We start from the raw sequence: 22890 nt of genomic DNA, 5'->3' as shown, positions 1-22890 counted from the left end.
GGCGTGGAGCGGCTGGCGCGGCGGTTGGGCGTACCCGATGCGGTGGTCATCGGTCTGGGGTCGATGCTCGGCGCGGGCGTCTTCGTGGTCTTCGCCCCGGCGGCGGCGTCGGCCGGCGGGGCGGGCCTGCTGGTGGCGCTGGCGCTGGCCGGGTTCGTGGCGTTCTGCAACGCGACCAGCTCGGCCCGGCTGGCCGCCCGCTACCCGGAGTCCGGCGGCACGTACGTCTACGGGCGGGAACGGCTGGGCCCGTTCGCCGGCTTCGTGGCGGGCTGGGGGTTCGTGGTCGGCAAGACGGCGAGCTGCGCGGCGATGGCGTTGACCATCGGGGCGTACCTCTGGCCGGGGCGCGCCCGGTTCGTCGCCGTCGCCGCCGTCGCGGCGGTGACCGCCGTGAACCTGCACGGCATCGGCAAGACCGCGACGGCCACGAAGGCCCTGGTGGGCGTGGTGCTGGCGGTGCTGGCTCTGGTGGCGGGGGCCGGCCTGCTCGGCGGCGACTTCGACGCGGGCCGGATCGCCGGGCCGGGTGCCTTCGGCGGCGGTGACCTCGGCGGCGGGCACGGCGTGCTGGCCGCCGCCGGGCTGCTCTTCTTCGCCTTCGCCGGGTACGCCCGGATCGCCACCCTCGGCGAGGAGGTGCACGCCCCGGAGCGGACGATCCCCCGGGCGGTGCCGCTGGCCCTCGGCGTGGTGCTGGCCATCTACCTGGTGCTGGCGGTGGTGGCGCTCGGGGTGCTCGGCCCCGAGCGGCTGGCCGCGTCCGCCGCCCCCCTGGCCGACGTGGTGACCGCCGCCGGGCTGCCCGGCCTCGCCTGGGTGGTGCGCGCCGGGGCGACCGTCGCGGTGACCGGGGTGCTGCTGTCGCTGGTCGCCGGGGTGGGCCGGACCTTGCTAGCGATGGCCCGCCGCCGGGACGTGCCGCACGGCCTGGCCGCCGTGCACCCGGTGCGCCGGGTGCCGCACCGGGCCGAGCTGGCCGTGGCCGCCGTGGTGACAGCCGTGGTCCTCGTCGGCGACGTACGCGGGGCGATCGGCTTCTCCAGCTGCACGGTGCTGGTCTACTACGCCATCACCAACGCGTCGGCGCTCACCCTGGGCCGGGACCCGGGCCGCCGGCTGCCGGTGCGGCTGCTCGCCGTGCTGGGGCTGGTCGGCTGCGTGGCGCTCGCGGTCAGCCTGCCGCTGCCCAGCGTGCTCACCGGGTTCGGCGTGCTCGCCCTCGGCGCCGCCTGGTACGCCCTACGCCCCCGGAGATGACCAGTTCGTACTGCGCCGATCAGTCCGTCTCGCGGGGATGCCCGGCACCGGCATAGGTGAGCCAGATCGTACGCCGGCCATCGTCGATCAGGTACCAGATCCGCCCCCCACCGGTCACCTCGTACTGCCAGCGCTCGAACTGCTCCCCCTTCCAGACCGCCGACGCGAGTGTGCCCTTGAGGCGGTGCTGCCGCTCAGGCGTCGTCCTCGACCTCGGATCTGCCCGCAGTGCCTTATAGGCCCGCCGGAGGTTTCCCGGCGCCTGCCGGGCGAGCTGCTCCCAGCCGTCGGCCGCCGCGGAGTCGGCGAAACGCAGCTCGAACTCGGTGCCGACGGCGGGCGGGGCCGCCCGATCTCCCCGCTTCGGACTCACTGGCGAACCTCGGGGGCGGGCACCGGGCCGAGATCACCGGCCGGCTCTCGGGTCAGGATCTCCAGCAGCGTCGGGTCGGCGTGGATCTCGGCGGTGTGCCGCCACTGAGCCAACAGCACCGCCACCGGCGACAGGTTCTCCAGCGACGCCGCGCCCTGCGCCACCTCGATCAGCTCGCCCAGCAGTTGGTCGACGTCGTCCTCAGGCAGGAAGGACACCCATGGCAGCGCCTCACCCAGCACCCGGCGCACGGCGTCGGGAGACTGGGTACGGACCAGACCAGCCAGCAGACGCGCGGTGAAGTCGATGACGACGGCATCCTGCTCCAACTGGTCTGCACGGGTCAGCGCCAGATCCCCTGCGCCGCGTCGCCGCAGCCGCAGGGCGCGTACGGAGTCCAACCGGTCGGCCACAGCCGCTGGCCTGTGCAGGAACTCGCTGAACGGGAGTTCTTCGTATACAGCCGTCACGACTTCCACAGTACCTTGGAAGTAGTGCGGAGCAAGTGGCTAGCCGGACGCGCACTACTCTTCGCTCGTCCTGGGCGGGGGTGGGCCGGCCGGGGCGGCAGGCGGGGGCTGCGGCGGAGGCGGGGTCGTCTCGCGCAGCAGGGCGGTCAGCCCCGCCCGGCGGGCCACCACGGTCAGCCGGTCCCCGGCCGTGATCACCAGACGGTGGTCGGCCGACCAGTCCGCCTTCTGGCCGGGGCGGGCGTGCGCGAGCAGGCGTACCGCGCCGGGCTGGGCCACGGCGGCCAGCGGGCGGCCGTCCAGCGGCGACCCGGCGACCACCTGGACCTCGGTGACCAGCAGCGCGTGCCGGCCGACCGGGATGGTGGCGATCACCGCCCGGTCCAGCAGCGCGGCGGCGAACGACGGCGCGGCAAGGTACGACACGCTGCGCGAGATGCCGATGCCGAACGCCTTCTGGACGCGCTCGGCGAAGTCGCCGTCGAACAGGCGCAGCACCACCCGCAGGTCGGGGGTGAGCCCCCGCGCGTTCAGCGCGGCCCGCAGGTTGACGTCGTCGTCGGTGGAGACCACCACGAGGGCCTGGCAGGTCTCGACGGACGCCGAGCGCAGCGTCTCCTCCCGACCGGCGTCGCCGACCACCAACGGCACGCCGAGCCGGTGCGCCAGCGACGCGCCCCGGGCGTCCGGGTCCTTGTCGATGGCCACCACCTCGACGCCGAAGTCGTTGAGCTGGGCCATGACGCGGGTGCCGATGTTGCCCAGCCCGACGACCACGACGTGCCCGGACCGGGCGGGCTGGATCCGGCCGGCGTGCAGGGCCAGCCGGGCGTTGACGATCCCGTCGACCACCACGGCCGTGATCAGCGGGATCAGCGCCAACCCGGCCAGGTTGAGCACCACCTGCATGACCTGGGCGGCGACGGGCTTGGCGACGTCCGGGTCCTCGCCGGTGAGCGTGGTGACCAGGGTGAGGTAGAGCGCGTCGGCCCAGCCCACGTGCGCAGCCCGGGCGTTGAGCCAGCCCAGCGCGGCGATGACGGCCAGCAGCACCAGCACCGCGATCCCGATCTTGCGGGTGGCGAAGCTGCGGACCGCCCGGAGCAGCACGGCGACCGGCTGCCGGCGGCGGCGGGCGCGGACCAGCCGGCGGGCGGCCAGCTCGGTGCCCGGCGGCTGCCCGGTCGCCTCGGCCAGCACCACGTCGGCCGTCGCCTCGTCGGCCGGCAGGACCCCGGGCCGGGCCGCATCCCGGGTGTCGGCCACCCCGCACACCACGTCCGTTTCGCGTACGTCGGCGCGGCGCGCCACGTAGAGGGTGCGCCCGGCGTGCCGGAAATGGGTCGGGGCGACCTCGCCGAGGGCGGCGGCCACGAACGCGGGGGCGGCCATGGAGGCGTCCGAGAGCACCGCCGAGTCGGGGAAGAGCTGCCGCAGCCCGTTGGCGAGGCTGGTGTTGAACATGCGTACCACCAGCCGCAGCCGGGGCTCCACCTCCTGCGCGCAGAGCGCGGCGTGCATGTTGCCGACGTCGTCCTGGTGCAGCAGCGCCAGCCCGTCCGCGCCGGACAGCCCGGCCCGGCGGAACGTCACCTCGTCGAGCCGGACGGCCCGGACGACCTGGAGGCCGGGGACGTCGCGCCCGTCCGGGCCGTCGGAGCGGCGGCGCTCCGGCACCACCAGGGTGATCCGGATGCGGCCGCTGTCCAGCTCGGTGGCGAGCAGCGCCCGCACGACCCAGTACGCCAGCGGGTCCGACCCGCAGACGACGTAGTGCGGGCGGGTCTCCCCGTTCATCCGCAGCCGCCAGCCGGTGGCGCGGCGCGCGCGGTCACGCAGGGGCTCCGCCATGCGCCGAATCGTAGTCAGCGGCCGGGAGGCCGCGCAGCCCCGTGCTGCAAGCCCCGTGATCATGAACGACCGTCGGGAACGGTTGTCGGGTCTCGGGGCGGGTAGAGCAGCAGCATGCAGACGTTCCTGCCGTACCCGGACTTCCTGGCCAGCGCGCGGGCGCTGGACGCCCGGCGGCTCGGCAAGCAACGGGTGGAGGCCATCCAGGTGCTGCGCGGGCTGACCCGGCCGGGGTACGGCTGGCGCAACCACCCGGCGGTGAGGATGTGGGCCGGGTACGAGGAGGCACTGGTCCGCTACGGCCTGGACGTCTGCGCGGTGTGGTGCGAACCGGGGCGGGCCGACACCTGCGCGGCGACGCTGGCCGTCGACCTCGCCGCCGCCTGCGGCGTGACCACCGTACGAACCCAGGCGGAGCTGGCCGACACCGGTGAGCTGCCGCCGTGGCTGGGCCGCGACGACCTGCACCGCAGCCACCGCTCGTCGCTGCTGCGCAAGGACCCGGGGCACTACGGGCCCCTGTTCGGCGACGTCGACCCGAACCTGGAGTACGTCTGGCCCGCCTCCGACCGCGAACGCCGCTGCCCCGCGCGCTGAGGCCCCGCGCGCTGCCCGCGCACGCTGAGGCCCCGCCGGGGGGTGTAAGAAGGGGACCCTTCTCTACCGCAGGCGTTGACAAGGGGCCCTTCCTTGCCCTCGGGCAGACTGGGCGCATGGCGCTGTCTCGGGTGGTGGGTCGGCTCATCGGCGTACGGCAGCACGTGGTGGACCCTGGTGGCCGTGGCGGTGGCGCCCGCCGCGTGCCGCGCCCCGTGGACACCGTGGTCGTCGGCGGCGGGATCGCCGGCATGTCGGCGGCGGTGGTGCTCGCCGAGCACGGGGTGCGGGTGACCGTGCTGGAGGCCGCGGCGACCCTCGGCGGCCGGCTCGGCGCGTGGCCGCAGCAGCTGGCCGACGGCGTCCAGGCCAACGAGCACGGCTTCCACGCGTTCTTCCGGCAGTACTACAACTGGCGGTCGATCCTGCGCCGGATCGACCCGGGGCTGCGGTTCCTCAAGCCGATTCCGGGCTATCCGATCCTGAGCGCCGACTGGCCGACGGAGGAGTTCGGGCGGCTGCCCCCGGCCCCGCCGGCCAACCTGCTCGCCCTGCTGCTGCGCAGCCCGAGCCTGCGCCTGGCCGACCTGCGGGCGATGGACCGGGACGCCGCGCTGCCGCTGCTCACCTACGACCCGGTGCGCACGTACGCCGAGTTCGATGGCATCTGCGCCGACGAGCTGCTGGACTCGCTGCGGCTGCCCGACCGGGCCCGCGCGATGCTGTTCGAGGTCTTCTCCCACTCGTTCTTCAACCACGAGGCGGAGATGTCGGCGGCCGAGATGATCGCCCAGTTCCACTTCTATCTGCTCGGCAACCCGGAGGGGCTGGCGTTCGACTGCCCCGACGAGGACTACGGCACCGCCATCTGGCAGCCGCTGGCCCGGCACGTCGAGCGCCACGGCGGGCGGGTGCGCACCGGCGTCGCCGCGACCCGGCTGGACCGCACCCCCGACGGCTGGCGGGTGGGCGCCGCCGACGGCACGGCGTACCCGGCCGGGCACGTGGTGCTCGCCGTCGACCCGCCGGCCCTGGCCGCCCTCGTCGGGGCCTCGCCGGTGCTGGCCGGGGCCGCCCCCGCGCTGGTGGCGGCGATGCCCGCGTTCGGCGCCCCCGGCCCGCCGTACGCGGTGGCCCGCTACTGGTGCGACGGGGACGTCGACGCCGGGCGGGCGGTGTTCAGCGGGGTGTCCCGGCAGCCCACCCTGGACTCGGTGACGCTCTATCACCGGCTGGAGAACGAGTCCCGCCGCTGGGCGGAGCGCACCGGCGGCTCGGTGCTGGAGCTGCACGCGTACGCCTGCGAGCCGGGCGTGCCGGCCGAGGAGCTGGCCGAGCGGATGCGCGCCGAGCTGGTGGCGCTGTGGCCGGAGGCGGCCCGGCTGCGGGTACGCGAACTGCGGGCCCGGGTGGAAGCGCAGGCCCCGGCGTTCACCCCGGGCAGTCACGCCCGGCGGCCGGGGGTGCGCACCGACGCCGAGGGCCTGTACCTGGCCGGCGACGGCATCCGCACCGACTTCCCGAGCGCCCTGATGGAACGGTCCGCGGCGACGGGGATCGTCGCCGCGAACCACATCCTGCGCGCCGAGGGCCGGGCGGCCGAGCCGGTCCACTCGATCCGCCCCCGCGGCCTCCTCGCCCGGAGGTGAGGAAGGGCACCTTGTCAACGCATTCTGTATAGGAAGGGCCCCCTCTCAACACCGCCCCTCCCAACACCGCGCGTCAGGCGGCCCAGCGCGTGCCGTGGTACGCCGCCCGCATGAGCTGCTGCATGTCGTCGAGCATCGGCATCCTCGGGTTGGCCGGCGCGCACTGGTCCTCGTAGGCGTTGATCGCCTGCTGCGGCAGGGCCGCCTCGAACGCGGCCTCGTCGACCCCGATCGCGGCGAACGACGGCTCGATGCCGACCGCGTCGCGCAGCCGCTCCACGGCCGCCGCCAGCGACTCCACGCCCTCGGCCGGGGTGGCCGCCGGCAGGCCCAGCGTCCGGGCGATCTCGGCGAACCGCTCCGGCGCGCGGTAGCTCTCGTACCTGGGCCAGCCGGAGAGCTTCGACGGGACGGTGCCGTTGTATCGGATGACGTGCGGCAGCAGCACCGCGTTGGTGCGTCCGTGGGCGATGTGGAAGGTCGCCCCGAGGGTGTGCGACATGGCGTGCACGATGCCGAGGAACGCGCTGCCGAACGCCATCCCGGCGATGGTGCCGGCGTTGTGCATCCGTTCCCGCGCCCCGGCGGCGTCGCTGGCCACGGCGTGCGTCCGCGCCCCGGCGGCGTCGCTTCCAATCCCGGCGGGGCCCGCGTCGCCGCCGGTCACCGAGCGCTCCAGGTTGGCGAAGACCAGTCTGATCGCGTGCAGGGCCGGGCCGTCGGTGAAGTCGTTGGCGTAGACCGACACGTACGCCTCGATGGCGTGGGTGAGCGCGTCGAAGCCGCTGTCGGCGGCGATGGCGCGCGGCATGCTGGCGGTCAGCACCGGGTCGACGATCGCCACGGTCGGGGTGAGCGCGTAGTCCGCGAGGGGGTACTTCCTGCCGGTACGCCGGTCGGTGATGACCGCGAACGGGGTCACCTCCGCCCCGGTGCCCGAGGTGGTCGGCACGCAGACCAGCCGGGCCCGCTCGCCGAGGGTGGGGAAGGCGAAGGCGCGCTTGCGGATGTCGAAGAACTTCTCCCGCAGGTCGTCGAAGACCACCTCGGGGTGCTCGTAGCGCAGCCACATCACCTTGGCGGCGTCCATCGCCGAGCCACCGCCGAGGGCGATGATCGTGTCCGGCTGGAAGGAACGCATCAGGGCGGCGCCCCGGTCGACGGTCTCCACGCTGGGCTCGGGCTCGACGTCGTCGATGATCTGGAGCGCGACCCGGCCGGGGCGGCGCTGGAGGATCCGGTTGACCCGGTCGACGAAGCCGAGGCGGGTCATGGTGGCGTCGGTGACAACGGTGACCCGGTGCACGTCCGGCATCTCGGCGAGGTAGCGCAGCGCGTTCGGCTCGAAGTATATCTTCGACGGGACCTTGAACCACTGCATGTTGTTGGTCCGCCGGCCGATCCGCTTGATGTTGACCAGGTTGACCGCCGAGACGTTGTTCGACACCGAGTTGCGGCCGTAGCTGCCGCAGCCGAGGGTCAGCGACGGCAGGAACGCGTTGTACATGTCGCCGATGCCGCCCTGGGAGGCCGGCGAGTTCCAGATGATCCGGACCGCCTTGACCCGCTGCCCGAACTCCTCGACCAGCGCCTCGTCCTCGGTGTGGATCACCGCGCTGTGGCCGAGGCCGTGGAACTCGACCATCTCCTCGGCGTACCGCAGGCCCTGCTCGCGGGTCGCGGCGCGCAGCACCGCGAGGACCGGGCAGAGCTTCTCCCGGGTCAGCGGCTCGTCGGGGCCGACGCGGTCCACCTCCGCCAGGATGATCGAGGTACGCGGCGGGACGGTGATCCCGGCCCGCTCGGCGATCCACTCCGCCGACCGCCCGACGACGTCCGGGTTGAGCCGGCCGGCGGGGAACAGCAGCGCCTCCAGCTTCGCCTTGTCCTGCGCCGACGCCACGTACGCGTGCAGGGCCCGGAACTCGTCGAGCGCGGCGTCGGCGACGGCCTCGTCGAGGATCACCGCCTGCTCCGAGGCGCAGATCATGCCGTTGTCGAACGACTTGGACAGCACGATGTCGTTGACGGCGCGCTTGAGCTTCGCGCTGGCCTCGACGTACGCGGGCACGTTGCCCGCCCCGACGCCGAGCGCTGGCTTGCCCGCCGAGTACGCCGCGCGGACCATCGCGTTGCCGCCGGTGGCGAGGATGGTGGCGATGCCGGGGTGGCGCATGAGCGCGGTGGTCGCCTCGACCGACGGCTGCTCGATCCACTGCACGCAGTGCTCGGGCGCGCCCGCCGCGACGGCCGCGTCGCGGACGGTGCGGGCCGCCTCCACGCTGCACCGCTGCGCCGACGGGTGGAACGCGAAGACGATCGGGTTGCGGGTCTTCAGCGCCAGTAGCGCCTTGAAGATGGTGGTCGAGGTGGGGTTGGTGACCGGGGTGATGCCGGCGACGACGCCGACCGGGTCGGCGATCTCCACGATGCCGTCGATCTCGTCGCGGCTGATGATCCCGACGGTCCGCACCCGCGCCATGCTGTGGGTGACGTGCTCGCAGGCGAAGATGTTCTTCACGGCCTTGTCCTCGAAGACCCCCCGGCCGGTCTCCGCCACGGCGAGCCGGGCGAGTTCGGCGTGCCGGTCCAGGGCGGCCACGGACGCCTTGCGGACGATCCGGTCGATCTCCTCCTGGGTGAACCGGTCGTACTCGGCCAGGGCCTTGAGCCCGTCGGAGACGAGCGCGTCGACCATGGCGTCGAGTTCGGTCGACGGGGCGATCCTCGGTTCGGCCTTCATCTGTCACACCTCGGCGGTTGCGGCGTCACTGTCATCTTCAGAATCGACCGCCAACGATCCCGATGGTGGTGCGAAAGGACCCGTCCGGCACCCGCCGAAGGTCCCGAACCTGCCCCTCAATTCTCCACAAAGCAAACTATTGGTGCATATGCTCGAAGGGGTGCCCGGGGCGTCCGACAGGGCTCGCCCGCGACGAGCTGGCCCGCGAGCTGTGGCGCGACGTGCTGACGGCGGCAGGCTCCCCCACCACCCGCGCGGCCGTCGCCCTGGTCGGGCTCGGCGCCGGGCTGACCGCGATCTGGCGGACGGTGTCCGGGCCGACCCTCGCGGTCGCCGGGGAAGTGAACCGGCCGCTGCTGGAGGGCGAGCTGACCGTGCGGATGGCCGGCCGGGTCGACGGGCCGCTGGCCGACGCGCGGGCCGCGGCCCGGAGCCGACGGCAGGGGCACCCGGACCAGATCCCCGGAGGATCGAAATACGTTGCCGGCCCCGCCCCCGCCGACCTACCGTGATCGCGCAAAGTCAACCAGCCAGCCGGGAGACAGCCATGCCGTTATCGCACGTCAGAGACGTGCCGTCGGCCCTGGCCGTCGACGGTTGCCGATTCGCTGTGCCCCGGCACGAGTGGCCCGACTGACGCGTGTCCGCACGTGTCGAGCCGCCCGTCCTCCGCCGGACCCGGGCGGCTCTTCGCTGTCCGGCCCGGCCCCACCGTCAGCCCTGGGAGGAGACCCGGTGGACGCCGTCCTCGTCGTCAACGCCGACCTCGGCCCGCTGCACCGGGTCACCGTCCAGCACGCGATCCGGATGCTCTGCCGGCGGGTCGCCGAGATCCACGAGGCCGAGCCGGACCGGGTGATCGGGATCTTCCCGGTCCCCCGGGTGGTCCGCCTCGTCCGGTACGTCGTGACCCGCTGGCGGTTGCGCGCCGGCCCGGCCTGGTCCCGGACGGGCGTGCTGCGCCGCGACGACCGGTGCTGCGCCTACTGCGGCGGGCCGGCCAGCACCATCGACCACGTCCTGCCCCGCTCACGCGGCGGCCGGAACACCTGGCGCAACACCACCGCCGCCTGCTACGCGTGCAACCAGCGCAAGGGCGACCGGACGCCCGCCGAGGCGGGCATGCCGCTGCGGCACGAGCCGGCCGTCCCGAGCTGGGCGTCGCTGGCGGGGCGGTGACCGGCCGGCCGGCGGGAACGGGGGGCCGCGTCGGGGGTACGCCCCGGCGCGGCACCCGCCGGCCCCGGCCGAGTCACCGAAGGCAGGGCCACCGGACTTCGGGCCACCGCAGGCAGGGCCATCGCAGGCAGGGCTACTGCCGGCAGGGCCGCCGGGGCACGGTCAGCGCTTGGTCTCGCGTACCCTCGGCACCACCTTGCCGTTGGCGCAGCTCGCCCGGACGTCGCTGGCGTGGGTGGCGGAGCCGAGCACGACGCGGATCTCCCGGGCGGGGCCCGGCACATACTCCTCGACCTGGTAGCCGTCCGCCGGCGCGGTCGACGTCACCGCCGCGATCTGACCCGTGCAGGCGACCCGGACGGTGCCGCCGCTCGCGCGCACCGCGACCGCCGGCGGCTCGGCGGGGGCCGGCTCGGCCGGATCGGCCGGGGCGTCACCGGAGCCCGGGGCGGACGGGGACGCGGACGGGGCACCCGGAGCCGACGGCGACCTGCCCGACTCGCCGGGGGTCGACGGGCCCGGGGCGCCGCCGCCCGGGTCGGGGCTGCGTGCCGGGTCGCCGGGACGCGGCAGGCCGCCGTCCCCGCCGGGGAGGCCGAGTTCACCGGTGGGCTGGACCCCGCCGACGGGGGCGACGACCCCGTCGGCGGAGGGTGCCGGCGACGCGGTCGGACCGGCCGTCCCGGGCCGGTGCGGGCGGGACGAGTCGGCGAGCGAGCCGGCCGCCGCCACGGCGATGACCAGCGCGGCGCCGATGACGAGCGGGGCCCGGTACCGCCACCGGACCGGGACCCGGCGTGGCACAGGGCGCGGTGCGGGCCCGCGCGGCGCAGCACCGGGGCCGGCCGCCGCCCCGGCCGCACCGCCGGGCCGATCAGCACCGTCACCGGCCAGGCCGTCACCGGCAGCCGGAGCCACAACAGCCGGAGCGACAGCGGCCGGCTCGGGCAGGGCCACCTCCGCGGCCCGCATCCGGGTGACCACCGCAGCCAGTCGCGACGCCGCCTCCTCGGCGGACGGGCGTGCGGCCGGGTCCTTGGCGAGGCAGCGCCGGCACAGCTCGGCGACCTCGGCCGGCACGCCGTCGACCGGCGGCAGGGGTTTCGGCTCGACGTAGACGTGGGCCCGCAGCATCTGGGTGGGGGTGTCGGTCTCCCAGGGCAACTCGTCGGTGAGCACGAGGTGGACGAGCAGCCCGAGCGCGTAGACGTCGGAGGCGGGCACCACCTCCCCGGCGTCGAGCCGCTCCGGCGCCAGGTAGGAGGGGGTACCCAGCAGCTTGCCGTCGAAGTCGATCTCCGGCTGGCCGACGGCGGCGGCCGTGCCGAAGTCGACCACCTTCGCCCCGGACGGCGTGAGCACGACGTTGGCCGGTTTGACGTCGCGGTGCACCAGACCCCGCGCGTGCGCCGCGGCGAGCGCGGCGGCGACCTCGGCGCAGATCCGCAGCCCCTCCACCGCCGGCAGCGGCCCGTCGTCCAGCCGCCGGGCCAGGGTGGGGCCGGGCAGCAGCTCCATCACCACGTACGGCGCGACCTCGCCGGTGCGGGTCAGCGCCTCGCCGTAGTCGTAGACGTTGGTGACGTTCGGGTGCGACAGCCGGGCGGCGGCCTTCGCCTCGGCGCGGATGCGTCGGCGGGCGGCCCGGTCCGAACCGAGCAGCACCTTGACCGCCACCTCGCGTTCCAGCAGCTCGTCGTACGCCCGGTGGACCACCGCCGTGCCGCCCTTGCCGATGCGATCTCCCAGGCGGTACCGGCCGTTGAGGAATTGATCGATCTGCACCGGCACAGCGTGCCAGCACGGGCCCCGCCGCACCAACCGATCATCGAGAAAACCCGATCGGGCAGGTCACCGCCCGGATGCCGGCCGGTCCGTCGTGGAGGGGCCGGCGGCGGAGGGCGGGGCCCAGCCGAACCGGGGCGGTCGGCGCTCGTTGGCCGCCGCCGCCCCCTCCCGGGCCTCCCCGCTGTCCCGGACCTGCCCGTGCCACCAGGCGATCCGCTCCGCGTCGGCCCGGTCGTCGACGATCTCCTTCGCGGCGGCGACGGTGAGCCGGGAGCGCTCGGCGATCGCGGCGGTGAGCGCCGCCACCCGGGCAGCGAGCCCGTCCGGCGGCAGCACCTCGTCGACCAGCCCGATCCGCAGGGCCCGCTCGGCCTCGATCAGCTCCGCGGTGAAGAGCAGGTGCTTCGCGGCGGACGGGCCGACCAGCCGGGCCAGTCGCCAGGTGGTGGGCGCGGGATAGACCAGGCCGAGCCGGGCCGGCGGCACCCCGAACCGGGCGTCGGTGGCGGCGAGCCGCAGGTCGCAGGCCACCGCGAGCTGGCAGCCGCCCCCGACGCAGGCACCCTCGATCGCGGCGACGGTCGGCCGGGAGAAGGCGGCGAGCCGCTCCTCGGCGGCGACGGCGATGCTGGCGTCACCGGCGTCGAGCAGTTCGTCGAGGGCGCCGAGGTCGGCGCCGGAGCAGAAGGTGCCGGCCGCGCCGGTGAGCACCAGCGCGCGGACCCGTTCGTCGGCCTCCAGCCGGTCCAGCAGCACCGGCAGCCGCCGCCACATCGCCGGGGTCATCGCGTTGCGCCGCGCCGGGTTGGAGATCACGATCGTGGCCACCGGGCCGGTCGTCCCGACGGTCAGCTCCGCGTCCGACACCGCCACCACCCCTCGACCATAACGACGTGGGCCCGGCGACCACCCGAGTGGGGTGGCCGCCGGGCCGGAAGGCGGTACGGCTACGTCAGGCGACGTCGACCGCGGTGTCGTCGACGACGAAGGACGTCTGGAGCGAGAAGTCCTCCGTGCCGGTGAACTTCAGCGTGACGGTCTGGCCGGCGTACGAGGCCAGCGAGAACGACTTCAGCGCGTACCCGGTGGCCTTGTTCAGGTTCGAGTACGTGGCCAGGGTCGCCAGCACCGTCCCGGACGAGTTGAGCACCTGCACCGTGAGCTTGTCGTACTGCGTGCTCGTGGTGGTCTCGGCCGAGTCGATGTGCAGCCAGAAGCTGAAGTTGTACGAGGCGCAGCCGGCCGGCAGGCTCACCGACTGGGAGAGCGTCTCGGTGCTGCGGCGGCCGACACCGTTCAGCCAGGCGCTGAAGGTGCCGGTGTTGGCCGGCTGGCTGGCGCCGTGCGCGGCGATGACGCCCGAGCTGGCCGTCCACACCGTGTTGCCGGACTCGAAGCCGGGGTTGCCGAGCTTCTGGCCGGCGCCGGTGCAGCCGCCGCCGACGCTGCTGACCGTCAGCGTGTAGGTCGCCGTGTGGTTCACCGACGTGCCGGTGCCGGTGACCGTGACGGCGTAGGTGCCCGCCGGGGTGCTGGCGCCGGTGGCGATGGTGAGGGTGGACGACGCGCCCGAGGTCACCGAGGCCGGGCTGAACGACGCGGTCGCGCCGGCGGGCAGGCCGGAGGCGGAGAGCGTCACGGTCTGCGCGGTGCCGCTGGTGGTGGCGGTGGCCACGGTGGTGGTGGCGGAGCCGCCGGCGGTGACCGAGCCGGAGGTCGGCGAGAGCGTGACGGAGAAGTCGTTGCCGGTCGACGAGCAGGGCGCGTCGCTGCCGGCCACGTTCACCGCGGTCCACGCCGCCTGGACGGCCTTGTACTCGGTGGAGCAGCTGCCGTACAGGTCGGTGGCCGCCCGCAGGGTGTACGCCCGCGCGGTGTTCGACGGGGTGGTGTTGTTCACGTACGACGTGGTGGAGGTGAAGTACACGTCGAGCGCGCGGAACCAGATCTTCTCCGCCTTGGCCCGGCCGATGCCGGTCATCGCCGGGGCGGAGCCGCAGACCGGCGAGGTGCCGTACGCGGTGGCGCCGGTGCCCTCGGCGAGGTTGAAGTAGAAGTGGTTGCCGACGCCGGACGAGTAGTGCACGTCCTGGTTCTTCGTGCTGGTCGACCAGCACGAGTCGGACGAGCCGTCCAGCGACGGGTTGTACATGTAGCGCAGCGGCGTGCCGTCGCCGTTGATGTTGATCTTCTCACCGACCTGGTAGTCGCCCGGGTCGCTCGGCGCGGCGGCGTAGAACTCCACCATGTTGCCGAAGATGTCGCTGGTGGCCTCGTTGAGGCCGCCGGCCTCGCCGGAGTAGACCAGGCCGGCGACCGCCTCGGTGACGCCGTGGCTCATCTCGTGGCCGGCCACGTCGAGGGAGACCAGCGGGCGGGAGTTGCCGGAGCCGTCGCCGTAGGTCATCCGGGAGCCGTCCCAGAAGGCGTTGACGTAGTTGTTGCCGTAGTGCACCCGGCTCGGCACGCCCGCGCCGTTGCCGAAGATGCCGTTGCGGCCGTGCACGTTCTTGAAGTAGTCGAACGTCTTGGCGGCCCCGAAGTGGGCGTCGACGGCGGCCGACTGCCGGTTGGAGTTGGCGCCGGTGCCCCAGACGTTGTCGGCGTCGGTGAAGGTGGTGCAGGTCGACGTGCCGTTGTTCATGTCGCAGGTGGTGCCGTTGCCGCGCACCGGGTCGATCATCTGGTAGGTGCTGCCGGAGAGCGTGGTGTCGACGGCGACCGCACCGGTGTAGATGCCGGTTCCGCTGCCGGCGACCGACTCGATCTCGTCGTACGAGCCGATGAGCGCCCCGGTGACGGCGTCGGTGATCACGTGCAGCTTCGACGGGGTCTGCTTGTCGGCCTTCCAGCCGGTGGCGACGGTCTCCCAGGCCAGGCGGCCCTTGCCGGAGCTGGCGTCGACGAAGAGCTCCGGGGTGCCCACGGCGGTGAGCGAGCCGGAGAACTCCTTGCGCGTGGCTGCCTTGGCCTTGGCCGAGGTGACCTTCGGGCTGGTGCCGAGCGCCAGCGGGGCGGCGAGACCCACCGAGGCCCCGGCGTACTGGCCGTTGGCCGTGGCGTGGATGACGAAGTCGCCGCCGTAGACGCGCAGGCCGTGGTAGGTGCGGGTGTAGCGGGTGTGCGACGCTCCGCTGCCGTCCACCTTGGTCCGGACGACCTGGTAGGCCTCCGCGCCGGTGCCCTGCACCGCGCCGGGGTTGGCGCGCAGGACCGAGTCGGCACGGGCCGCGGCGGCGGCGTCCGGGGTGGGGGCGGCGGGCGGTGCCGCTTGCGCCGTGGTGGTGACGCAGGCGAGCAGGCCGCCGGTCAGCAGCACTGCGCTCGCAGCGGCGAGGGTTTTCTTCACGTGCCCTCCTGGCAAGAAATTGTGACGGGGGTAGTCACGCATGTAGATATAGAGACACATGAACAAAAGGGGAAGGGTGGGAGCGCTTTCAGCCCCCAACACTGGCCGAACGGATGAGTAACGGCAGGTGAAGGAACCGGGCCGAAGCCGGACACGTCCCATCAATATGAGATCGACTCTCCTCCGTGCCGCCCTCGTCGCCGCCGCCGTCACCGCGTCGCTGGCGTCGGCCGGATGCTCCCGCGGCGTCCCCGGCACCCCCGTGTCGGCCCCCTCCGGCACCACCGTCGGGTCGATCCCCGCCACCACCGGGCCGACGCCCGCCACGAACACGCCGGCGACCACCGGCCCGGCGCAGGCCACCGGCACCCTCGCCCCGGCCGCCGCAGCCCGGGTGGTCGTGCGGCGCTCCGGCGGCTACGGCGGGCTCGACGACACCGTCACCGTCGAGCCGGACGGCCGATGGACGGCCGTCGACCGCGCCGGCACCCGACGCGCCGGGCGGCTCACCGGGGCCGACCTCGACCGGCTGCGGCAGCTCGCCGCCGCCCCCCGGCTCGCCGAGGGCGGCACGGCCGACTCCGACGGCCGCTGCGCCGACGCCTTCTCCTACCGGCTCGACGTCGGCGGCGCCACGGTCGACTGGACCGACTGCCCGGTCGCGGGCACGCCGCCGCAGGCCGCGTCGGCGTTGGCCGAATTCGTGCTCACGGCCGCCCGCTGACCCACCGGGGGATCAGAAGCGGTAGGCCGCCGGGAGGCCGGTGGCCCGCAGGTCCGGCGGCAGGTGGGACACGTCGTTGACCGCGACCAGGGCCGCCGGCCCGACCGAGCTGTAACGGATCACCGTCAGGCCGGCGTTGTGGTGGCTCAGCCCGAGCCAGCGCCCCGGTGGGGCGTCCAGCGCGTGCCGGACCAACCAGGCGATCAGGAAGGTGTGGGTGACCACCAGCACCCGGTCGTCGCCGTCGGCCGGCGCGGCGGCGAACCGGGCCACGGCCGCCGCCGTCAGCCGCGGCCCGTCGACCCGCTCGGCCGGCGAATAGGCGGCCAGGAGCCTCGCGTACGCCGGAGGCAGGCCCGTCGGGTCGGTGTCGTGCGGCAGGTGGTCGCCGGCCAGCTCGGTGGCGTACACCGGAACACCGGGCAGCGACCGGGCGACCAGCCCGGCGCTAACCCGCGCTCCCGACGCCCACCGGCCCAGCCGACACAGGAGAGGAGCTCAGCCGCGCGGGAACATCTGCCCGATGCGGATCTTGTTGCCGAACGGGTCCCGGATGCCGAAGTCGATGCCGTACGGGCGCTCGGTCGGCTCGTCGGTGACCTCCACGCCCTTGCCGACGAGGTCCTCGTACGTCTTCTGCGCGTCGTCGGTGGTCATGAAGAGGTAGCCGCCCAGCGCCCCCTTGGTGAGCAGTTCCCGGACCTGCTCGGCCGTCGCCGGGTCGAGGGCCGGCGGCCCGGGCTCCTCCAGCAGGATCTCCCGCTCCGGGTCGCCCGGCAGGTTCACCGTCAGCCAGCGCATGAAGCCGAGGTCGGCGTCGGTGTTGACCTCCATGCCGAGCTTGCCGACGTAGAAGTCGAGCGCCTCGTCCTGGTCGAGCACATAGATCTGGGAGCGGCTGATCGCGTTCATCGTCATGCCCGGAACGCTAGGCGACCGCCCTGACCTGGTGCTTATCCAAAACTGCTGGGTCGCGTCCAGGCCTTGGCGAAGCAGGCCGGCACATCCGTCGGCGCCCTGCCCCGCCGGTACGCCGTCGGCGGCTCGCCCACGATCCGGTGGAACGTCCGGCTGAACGTGCCGAGGCTGGCGAACCCCACCGCGAAGCAGACGTCGGTGACGTCCCGGTCGGTCTGGGTGAGCAGGTACATGGCCCGCTCGACCCGGCGGCGTTGCAGGTAGCGGTGCGGGGTCTCGCCGAAGGTGGCGCAGAAGGTGCGGATGAAGTGCGCCGGCGAGACGTGCGCGATCCGCGCCAGGGCAGGGATGTCCAGTGGTTCGCCGTACGCCCGGTCCATGGCGTCACGGGCGCGCAGCATCGCCCGGTTGGACTCCTCCACCGCGCGGCTCATCCCACCCCCGTCCGACCCGGCGGCGGCTTCCCGCACAGAACCCTTGCCGGTACGGGCTGACCGGGTCAGGCTATCAGCGTACGCGTGGATGATCAGACCTTTGCGATGATCCAAAAAGTGGCGGAGCTGACCAATCGCCGCCCGAGCGAACTCGTGCGGGAGGTTCTGCAGGCCGCGTACCCCCACAAAGGATCTTGACGCCTGCGCCGGGGCACCCGCCAAAATCATCAGACGGCTGTCCCGGGGGCAGTCTTGCTGTCACGCCACCGGGACGGTCCGGCGGGACGCCGGAACCGCCTTGTGGACTGGAGCCCCCGGCCGGGATCGAACCGGCGACATCTCGCTTACAAGGCGAGTGCTCTGGCCAGCTGAGCTACAGGGGCGCATCGTGCGTGGTCAGCATAAGCGACAGAGCTGCGAACATCCCCCTCGGCAGCCCCTCCGAGCACGGAAAACGCTATCTTTCCGGCCCCGGAGTCGGCCAATGCTCGCCGGCCCGGCGAAACCGCGCGGAGATTGATGCCCGGCTGTGCCCGACTGACCGGAATGCGTATGCCGTCCGTCGCACCCGATGCTTCATGTCTTGGCAGGATACGAAAAGCCGTTTACCGTGCAGTGACACGGATGACACTTCCGGCGGCCCCGGCTGCCCGGCGCGTCGCCCGATGGCCGGCGTCACATGACGCCGGTTGCTCCTTCACTCGGATCGTCCGGCACGTTCCTGCCGGTGAAAGGAAGCGCTCCAGCATGGCTACGGTCACCTACGCGAAGGCATCCCGCATCTACGCGGGCACCGAGCGTCCCGCAGTGAACCAGCTCGACCTCCAGATCGGGGACGGCGAGTTCCTGGTCCTGGTCGGCCCCTCCGGTTGCGGCAAGTCCACCAGCCTGCGCATGCTCGCCGGCCTGGAGGACGTCGACGACGGCGCGATCTACATCGACGACCGCGACGTCACCCACCTGCCGCCGAAGGCCCGCGACATCGCGATGGTCTTCCAGAACTACGCCCTCTACCCGCACATGTCGGTGTACGAGAACATGGCGTTCGCGCTCAAGCTGCGCAAGACCCCCAAGGACGAGATCGACCGACGGGTCAAGGAGGCGGCGGCGCTGCTCCAGCTGGAGGAATACCTCAGCCGCAAGCCGAAGGCGCTCTCCGGTGGTCAGCGCCAGCGGGTCGCGATGGGCCGGGCGATCGTCCGCGAGCCGCAGGTCTTCCTCATGGACGAGCCGCTGTCGAACCTCGACGCCAAGCTCCGGGTGCAGACCCGCACCCAGATCGCCTCGCTGCAGGCGAAGCTCGGCATCACCACCGTCTACGTCACCCACGACCAGGTCGAGGCCATGACCATGGGTCACCGGGTGGCGGTCATGCTCGACGGCGTCCTCCAGCAGGTGGACACCCCCCGGGCGCTCTACGACACCCCGGCCAACGTCTTCGTCGCGGGCTTCATGGGCTCCCCCGCCATGAACATCAAGACCGTCCCGTTCAACGAGCAGGGCGCGGCGTTCGCCGAGATGAACATCCCGCTGACCCGCGAGCAGGCCGAGGCCGCCCGCGCCGAGGGCGGCGACAACAAGGTCACCGTCGGGTTCCGCCCGGAGGACTGCGACCTGGTCAGCCCGACCGAGGGCGGCATGCCGGTCGTGGTCGAGCTGGTCGAGGACCTGGGCTCCGACGCGAACGTCTACGGCCACGCCGCGCTGGAGGGCCACAACGAGCGCTTCGTGGTCCGCACCGACCGGCGCACCATGCCGAACATGGGCGACACCGTGTTCGTCAAGCCGCGCGCCGGGCGTACCCACGTCTTCAACGCCGCCACCGGCAAGCGGATCTGACGCAGCAGCACGGAAAGGGGCGGTCCGCCGGGTGGCGGGCCGCCCCTTTCGGCGTACGCCTGCCGGAGCCGGACGTGCGGCGGGCCGCCCCCTGGCGTGGGGACGGCCCGGCGCGGCGGTCGTGCGGGTTGTTATGCCTGCGCGGCCCGGCGGCGGGCCACCTCGGCGAGGGTGACCGCTGCGGCGACGCTGGCGTTGAGCGACTCCACCTCGGAGACCATCGGGATGCTCACCGTCAGGTCGCAGGTCTCGCCGACCAGCCGGGACAGCCCGCGCCCCTCCGAGCCGACGACCACGACCAGCGGGCCGACGGCGGCCTCCAGCTCGTACAGGTCGGTGTCGCCATCGGCGTCCAGGCCGACGACCATGAACCCGGCCTCCTGGCACGCCTTGAGCGACCGGGTCAGGTTGGTGACCTGGGCGACGGGCACCCGCGCCGCCGCGCCGGCGCTGGTGCGCCAGGCGGTCGCGGTGATCCCGGCAGCCCGTCGCTCCGGCACGAAGACGCCCTGCGCGCCGAACGCCGCGGCGGACCGGATGACCGCGCCGAGGTTGCGCGGGTCGGTGACCCCGTCGAGCGCGACCAGCAGCGGGGCCGTCTGCTCCAGCGCGGCGGCCACCAGGTCCTCGAACGACTCGTACGCGAACGGCGGCACCTGGAGGCCGATGCCCTGGTGCAGCACCCCGCCGGTCATCCGGTCCAGCTCGGCCCGGCTGATCTCCAGGATGGCGATGCCCCGGTCGGCGGCGGTGCGGACGATCTCGTTGATCCGGTCGTCGATCTCGATGCCGTGGGCCGTGTAGAGCGCGGTGGCCGGCACCTGGGCGCGCAGCGACTCCAGCACCGGGTTGCGCCCGACCAGCAGCTCCGGGCTGTCCTTCGCCGGGTTGGACTTGCGGCCCGGCGCGACCCGGGGGCCGGTGCGCCCGGCCGGCTTGCCGCCCCGGCCGCCGGCACCGCCCCGGAGGGTCGGCACCCCCCGGCCGCCGCCCCGACCCCAGGTGGTGTCCTTGGTGCCGGGCTTGCCGATCTTCGGGGAACGCCCCTCCTCGGCCGCCGCCCGGCGCTCCTTGTCCTGCTTCCAGGCGGTGCGCTGGGGCAGCTTCTCGGTGCCCGAGTAGGCCTTGTGCCAGGGACGCTCGTCGGCGGGCAGGGTCTTGCCCCGGCCCGCGAGGGAGTCCTTGTTCTTGCCGCCGGAGCCCTTGGGGGCACCCGCCTTCGACGTCAGTCGCCGGCCACGGCGCTGCGAGTTGCCGGCCATCAGTCCTGCTCTCCAATAGTCCAACGGGGGCCCTGGGGGGTGTCCTCGACCACCACGCCGGCCAGCTTGAGCTGGTCGCGGACGGCGTCCGCGGCCGCCCAGTCCTTGCGGCTGCGGGCCTGCGCGCGCTGCTCCAGGGCCAGCGCGACCAGTGAGTCGACCACGCCGCGCAGGTCGTCCGCGCGACCGCCGCCGGTCCAGGCCTCGTCGAGGGGGTCGATCCCGAGGATATCCAGCATCGCCCGCGTGGAGCCGAGCGCCGTGCGGACGGTCACATCGTCGCCGGCGGCCAGGGCGGTGTTGCCGTCCCGGAGCACCTCCTGGAGCACCGCGAGCGCGGCCGAGGTGTTCAGATCGTCGTCCATCGCGGCGACGAAGCCGGCCGGCAGCTCGCCGAGCCCGCCCGGGCCGACCCGCTCGGCGGCCCGCTGGACGAACCCCTCGATCCGGCGGAAACCGCTGGCCCACTCGCGCAGCGAATCCTCGGTGTAGTCGACGTGCGACCGGTAGTGCGCCGCCGCGTAGTAGTAACGCAGCTCGATCGGGCGCACCCCGAGCGAGCCGACGTACGCCAGGTCGAGGGCGTTGCCGAGCGACTTGCCCATCTTCGACCCGCCGATGCCGAGCAGCCCGTGGTGCACCCAGTAACGGGCGAACGGCAGGCCGGCCGCCTGCGACTGGGCGATCTCGTTCTCGTGGTGCGGGAAGGTCAGGTCGAGCCCGCCGCCGTGGATGTCGAACTCCTCGCCCAGGTAGCGCCAGCACATCGCCGAGCACTCGATGTGCCAGCCGGGCCGCCCCCGCCCCCACGGCGACGGCCAGTAGGCGTCGGCCGGCTCGTCGGGCTTCGCGCCCTTCCACAGGGCGAAGTCGCGCGGGTCGCGTTTGCCGCGCTCCGGGGCGTCGTCGGCGGCCTGCATGGCGTCGGGCGACTGCCCGGACAGCGCGCCGTAGGCTGGCCAGGACGCCACGTCGAAGTAGACGTCGCCGGAGCCGTCGGTGGCCGGGTAGGCGTGCCCGGTGTCGATCAGCTTCGCGATCAGCTCGTGCATCTCCGGGATGTGCCCGGTGGCCCGCGGCTCGTACGTCGGCGGCAGCACGTTCAGCGTCCGGTACGCGGCGGTCAGCGCCCGCTCGTTGGCGTACGCGATCGACCAGAACGGCCGGTCCTGCTCGCAGGCCTTCACCAGGATCTTGTCGTCGATGTCGGTCAGGTTGCGGATGAACCGCACCTCGAACCCCCGGGCCAGCAGCCAGCGGCGCAGCACGTCGTAGTTGACGCCGGAGCGCAGGTGACCGATGTGCGGGGGGCCCTGGAGAGTGAGACCACACAGGTAGACCCCCACCTTGCCGGCTTCCCGCGGGACGAAGTCCCGCACCGATCGGGTGGCGGTGTCGTACAGGCGTAGCGTCACGGGTCCAGGGTAGCCGTCCACGCGTTCCGGGTTCGCCCCGCGCCGGGTCGTACGCCGCCCCGCATTCCCGGTTCGCCCCGCGCCGGGTCGTACGCTGCCCCTCGTGGATGAGGCGGCGCGGCAGGACGGCACGACGGCCCGGACCGACGACGGCACGCGCGGGGGTGAGACAGCCCAGACGCTGGATCGGGGGCTGCGGCTGCTGCACCTGGTCGCCGACGCGCCGGGCGGGCTGACCGTCACCGAGGCGGCGAACCGGCTGAGCATCGGCCGCGCGGCCGTCTACCGGCTGGTCGGGGCGCTGAGCGGGCACGGCATGGTACGCCGCGACGGCGACGGCCGGCTGCGCCTCGGCGCGGGGGTGCTGCACCTGGCCCGGCGGGCCCAGCCGCTGCTCGCCGAAGGCGCACTGCCCGCCCTGCGGCGCCTCGCCGAGCAGGCCGGCGCGACCGCGCACCTGACCGTCGTCGAGGGCGGCGAGGGGGTCGCCCTGGCGGTGGTGGAGCCGAGCTGGACGTCGCTGCACGTGGCGTACCGGACCGGCACGCGGCACCCGCTGGAGCGGGGGGCGGCCGGGCGGGCCATCCTCGCCGCGCGGGCGGGCTCCGCCGGCCCGGTGAGCACCAGCGGCGAGTTGCAGCCCGGGGCGTACGGCGTGGCCGCCCCGGTCCTCGGTGTGCCGGGGCTGGAGGCGAGCGTCGGCGTGGTGGCGCTGGCCCCGCTGGACCCGGAGTCGGTCGGCGAGCAGGTGCTCGCGGCGGCAGCGGCGATCACGGCAGCCCTGGCCCCCTGACGCGCCGGCCGGGCCGGTCGTCGGGCCGCTCCGGGCCGGCGGCCAGGCCGGGCCGGGCCGGCGACCAGGCCGGGCCGGGCCGGTTGCCGGCATGTCGGCGACATGGCGGTATCCCAGCCGCTGGATACCCCCACCTCGCCGACATCCCGTCCCCGCTAGCACATCCGCGGGCGGGTGTGGCGGTTATCCACAGGGTCGGGGGTTGGCGGCAGCGCCGGTTGTCCACAGGGGTGTCGCGGGGCGTGC

General features: G+C 73.8%; 20 protein-coding genes and 1 tRNA gene. 8 read left to right on the top strand and 13 right to left on the bottom strand.

Features of this window, described 5'->3' with window-relative positions:
- Nucleotides 1-3 precede the first annotated feature (3 nt).
- Nucleotides 4-1260 (top strand): APC family permease, encoded by a 1257-nt coding sequence (locus ACFT41_RS07150; RefSeq protein ID WP_377587265.1) that lies wholly within the window; start codon nt 4-6, stop codon nt 1258-1260.
- A 19-nt stretch (nt 1261-1279) separates the two neighbouring features.
- Here the strand turns inward: ACFT41_RS07150 and ACFT41_RS07145 are convergent, their stop codons facing one another.
- The 3 genes from ACFT41_RS07145 to ACFT41_RS07135 are packed head-to-tail and all read right to left on the bottom strand — an operon-like array spanning nt 1280 to nt 4017.
- Complete coding sequence (locus ACFT41_RS07145) at nt 1280-1633, bottom strand: hypothetical protein (RefSeq protein WP_377587264.1); 354 nt, start codon at nt 1631-1633, stop codon at nt 1280-1282.
- Nucleotides 1630-2103: a hypothetical protein gene (locus ACFT41_RS07140; RefSeq protein ID WP_377587263.1), complete on the bottom strand. Its 474-nt coding sequence runs from the start codon at nt 2101-2103 to the stop codon at nt 1630-1632. The genes ACFT41_RS07145 and ACFT41_RS07140 overlap by 4 nt, the downstream gene beginning before the upstream one ends.
- A gap of 54 nt (nt 2104-2157) precedes the next feature.
- The gene (locus tag ACFT41_RS07135; RefSeq protein WP_377587262.1) at nt 2158-4017 is read right to left on the bottom strand and encodes a potassium channel family protein; all 1860 of its coding nucleotides are present in this window, start codon (nt 4015-4017) and stop codon (nt 2158-2160) included.
- A 51-nt stretch (nt 4018-4068) separates the two neighbouring features.
- Between ACFT41_RS07135 and ACFT41_RS07130 the strand changes: the two genes are divergently transcribed.
- Entirely contained in the window at nt 4069-4551 is a 483-nt protein-coding gene (locus ACFT41_RS07130; protein WP_377587260.1) for an MSMEG_6728 family protein, read from the top strand.
- 116 nt (nt 4552-4667) lie between these two features.
- Nucleotides 4668-6200, top strand: coding sequence for an FAD-dependent oxidoreductase (locus ACFT41_RS07125; protein WP_377587259.1), 1533 nt, complete (start codon nt 4668-4670; stop codon nt 6198-6200).
- A 73-nt stretch (nt 6201-6273) separates the two neighbouring features.
- Here ACFT41_RS07125 and adhE read toward each other — a convergent pair whose 3' ends face one another.
- Nucleotides 6274-8943: a bifunctional acetaldehyde-CoA/alcohol dehydrogenase gene (gene adhE, locus ACFT41_RS07120; RefSeq protein ID WP_377587258.1), complete on the bottom strand. Its 2670-nt coding sequence runs from the start codon at nt 8941-8943 to the stop codon at nt 6274-6276.
- A 221-nt stretch (nt 8944-9164) separates the two neighbouring features.
- Between adhE and ACFT41_RS07115 the strand changes: the two genes are divergently transcribed.
- Both ACFT41_RS07115 and ACFT41_RS07110 read left to right on the top strand, forming a co-directional pair.
- A complete protein-coding gene (locus ACFT41_RS07115) occupies nt 9165-9455 on the top strand; it encodes a hypothetical protein (RefSeq protein ID WP_377587257.1) in 291 nt (96 codons plus the stop codon).
- A gap of 223 nt (nt 9456-9678) precedes the next feature.
- On the top strand, nt 9679-10122 hold the full coding sequence (locus ACFT41_RS07110; RefSeq protein WP_377587256.1) for an HNH endonuclease: 444 nt from the start codon (nt 9679-9681) through the stop codon (nt 10120-10122).
- Nucleotides 10123-10284: 162 nt separating this feature from the next.
- Here the strand turns inward: ACFT41_RS07110 and ACFT41_RS07105 are convergent, their stop codons facing one another.
- From ACFT41_RS07105 to ACFT41_RS07095, 3 genes are all read right to left on the bottom strand, one after another.
- A complete protein-coding gene (locus ACFT41_RS07105; protein WP_377587255.1) occupies nt 10285-11907 on the bottom strand; it encodes a serine/threonine-protein kinase in 1623 nt (540 codons plus the stop codon).
- Nucleotides 11908-11973: 66 nt separating this feature from the next.
- Nucleotides 11974-12783 carry an enoyl-CoA hydratase/isomerase family protein gene (locus ACFT41_RS07100; protein ID WP_377587269.1) on the bottom strand — a complete coding sequence of 270 codons (810 nt, stop codon included), beginning with the start codon at nt 12781-12783 and terminating at the stop codon, nt 11974-11976.
- A 79-nt stretch (nt 12784-12862) separates the two neighbouring features.
- Complete coding sequence (locus ACFT41_RS07095; protein ID WP_377587254.1) at nt 12863-15259, bottom strand: M4 family metallopeptidase; 2397 nt, start codon at nt 15257-15259, stop codon at nt 12863-12865.
- Between the two features lie 166 nt (nt 15260-15425).
- On the opposite strand from ACFT41_RS07095, the gene ACFT41_RS07090 reads away from it, so the two are divergent.
- Nucleotides 15426-15983, top strand: coding sequence for a hypothetical protein (locus ACFT41_RS07090; RefSeq protein ID WP_377587252.1), 558 nt, complete (start codon nt 15426-15428; stop codon nt 15981-15983).
- Nucleotides 15984-15995: 12 nt separating this feature from the next.
- Here ACFT41_RS07090 and ACFT41_RS07085 read toward each other — a convergent pair whose 3' ends face one another.
- The 4 genes from ACFT41_RS07085 to ACFT41_RS07070 form a co-directional block, all read right to left on the bottom strand.
- Nucleotides 15996-16394: a histidine phosphatase family protein gene (locus ACFT41_RS07085; protein WP_377587251.1), complete on the bottom strand. Its 399-nt coding sequence runs from the start codon at nt 16392-16394 to the stop codon at nt 15996-15998.
- Between the two features lie 87 nt (nt 16395-16481).
- The gene (locus ACFT41_RS07080) at nt 16482-16901 is read right to left on the bottom strand and encodes a VOC family protein (protein WP_377587250.1); all 420 of its coding nucleotides are present in this window, start codon (nt 16899-16901) and stop codon (nt 16482-16484) included.
- Between the two features lie 35 nt (nt 16902-16936).
- Entirely contained in the window at nt 16937-17335 is a 399-nt protein-coding gene (locus ACFT41_RS07075) for a helix-turn-helix domain-containing protein (RefSeq protein WP_377587249.1), read from the bottom strand.
- 306 nt (nt 17336-17641) lie between these two features.
- Nucleotides 17642-17718: transfer RNA gene (locus tag ACFT41_RS07070), tRNA-Thr, on the bottom strand.
- A 364-nt stretch (nt 17719-18082) separates the two neighbouring features.
- Between ACFT41_RS07070 and ACFT41_RS07065 the strand changes: the two genes are divergently transcribed.
- Complete coding sequence (locus ACFT41_RS07065; RefSeq protein WP_377587247.1) at nt 18083-19174, top strand: ABC transporter ATP-binding protein; 1092 nt, start codon at nt 18083-18085, stop codon at nt 19172-19174.
- Between the two features lie 131 nt (nt 19175-19305).
- Here the strand turns inward: ACFT41_RS07065 and rlmB are convergent, their stop codons facing one another.
- Both rlmB and cysS read right to left on the bottom strand, forming a co-directional pair.
- Nucleotides 19306-20436: a 23S rRNA (guanosine(2251)-2'-O)-methyltransferase RlmB gene (gene rlmB / locus ACFT41_RS07060; protein WP_377587246.1), complete on the bottom strand. Its 1131-nt coding sequence runs from the start codon at nt 20434-20436 to the stop codon at nt 19306-19308.
- Nucleotides 20436-21851: a cysteine--tRNA ligase gene (gene cysS, locus ACFT41_RS07055; protein ID WP_377587245.1), complete on the bottom strand. Its 1416-nt coding sequence runs from the start codon at nt 21849-21851 to the stop codon at nt 20436-20438. The genes rlmB and cysS overlap by 1 nt, the downstream gene beginning before the upstream one ends.
- Before the next feature lie 103 nt (nt 21852-21954).
- Here cysS and ACFT41_RS07050 point away from each other — a divergent pair, with 103 nt between their 5' ends.
- Nucleotides 21955-22644 (top strand): IclR family transcriptional regulator, encoded by a 690-nt coding sequence (locus tag ACFT41_RS07050; RefSeq protein WP_377587244.1) that lies wholly within the window; start codon nt 21955-21957, stop codon nt 22642-22644.
- Nucleotides 22645-22890 lie beyond the last annotated feature (246 nt).

Source organism: Micromonospora sp. NPDC057141 (assembly GCF_042670805.1).
Taxonomy (GTDB): Bacteria; Actinomycetota; Actinomycetes; order Mycobacteriales; family Micromonosporaceae; genus Micromonospora.
The sequence above is the reverse complement of the archived record's forward strand: the minus strand, read 5'-3'. Positions and strand labels throughout refer to the sequence as shown.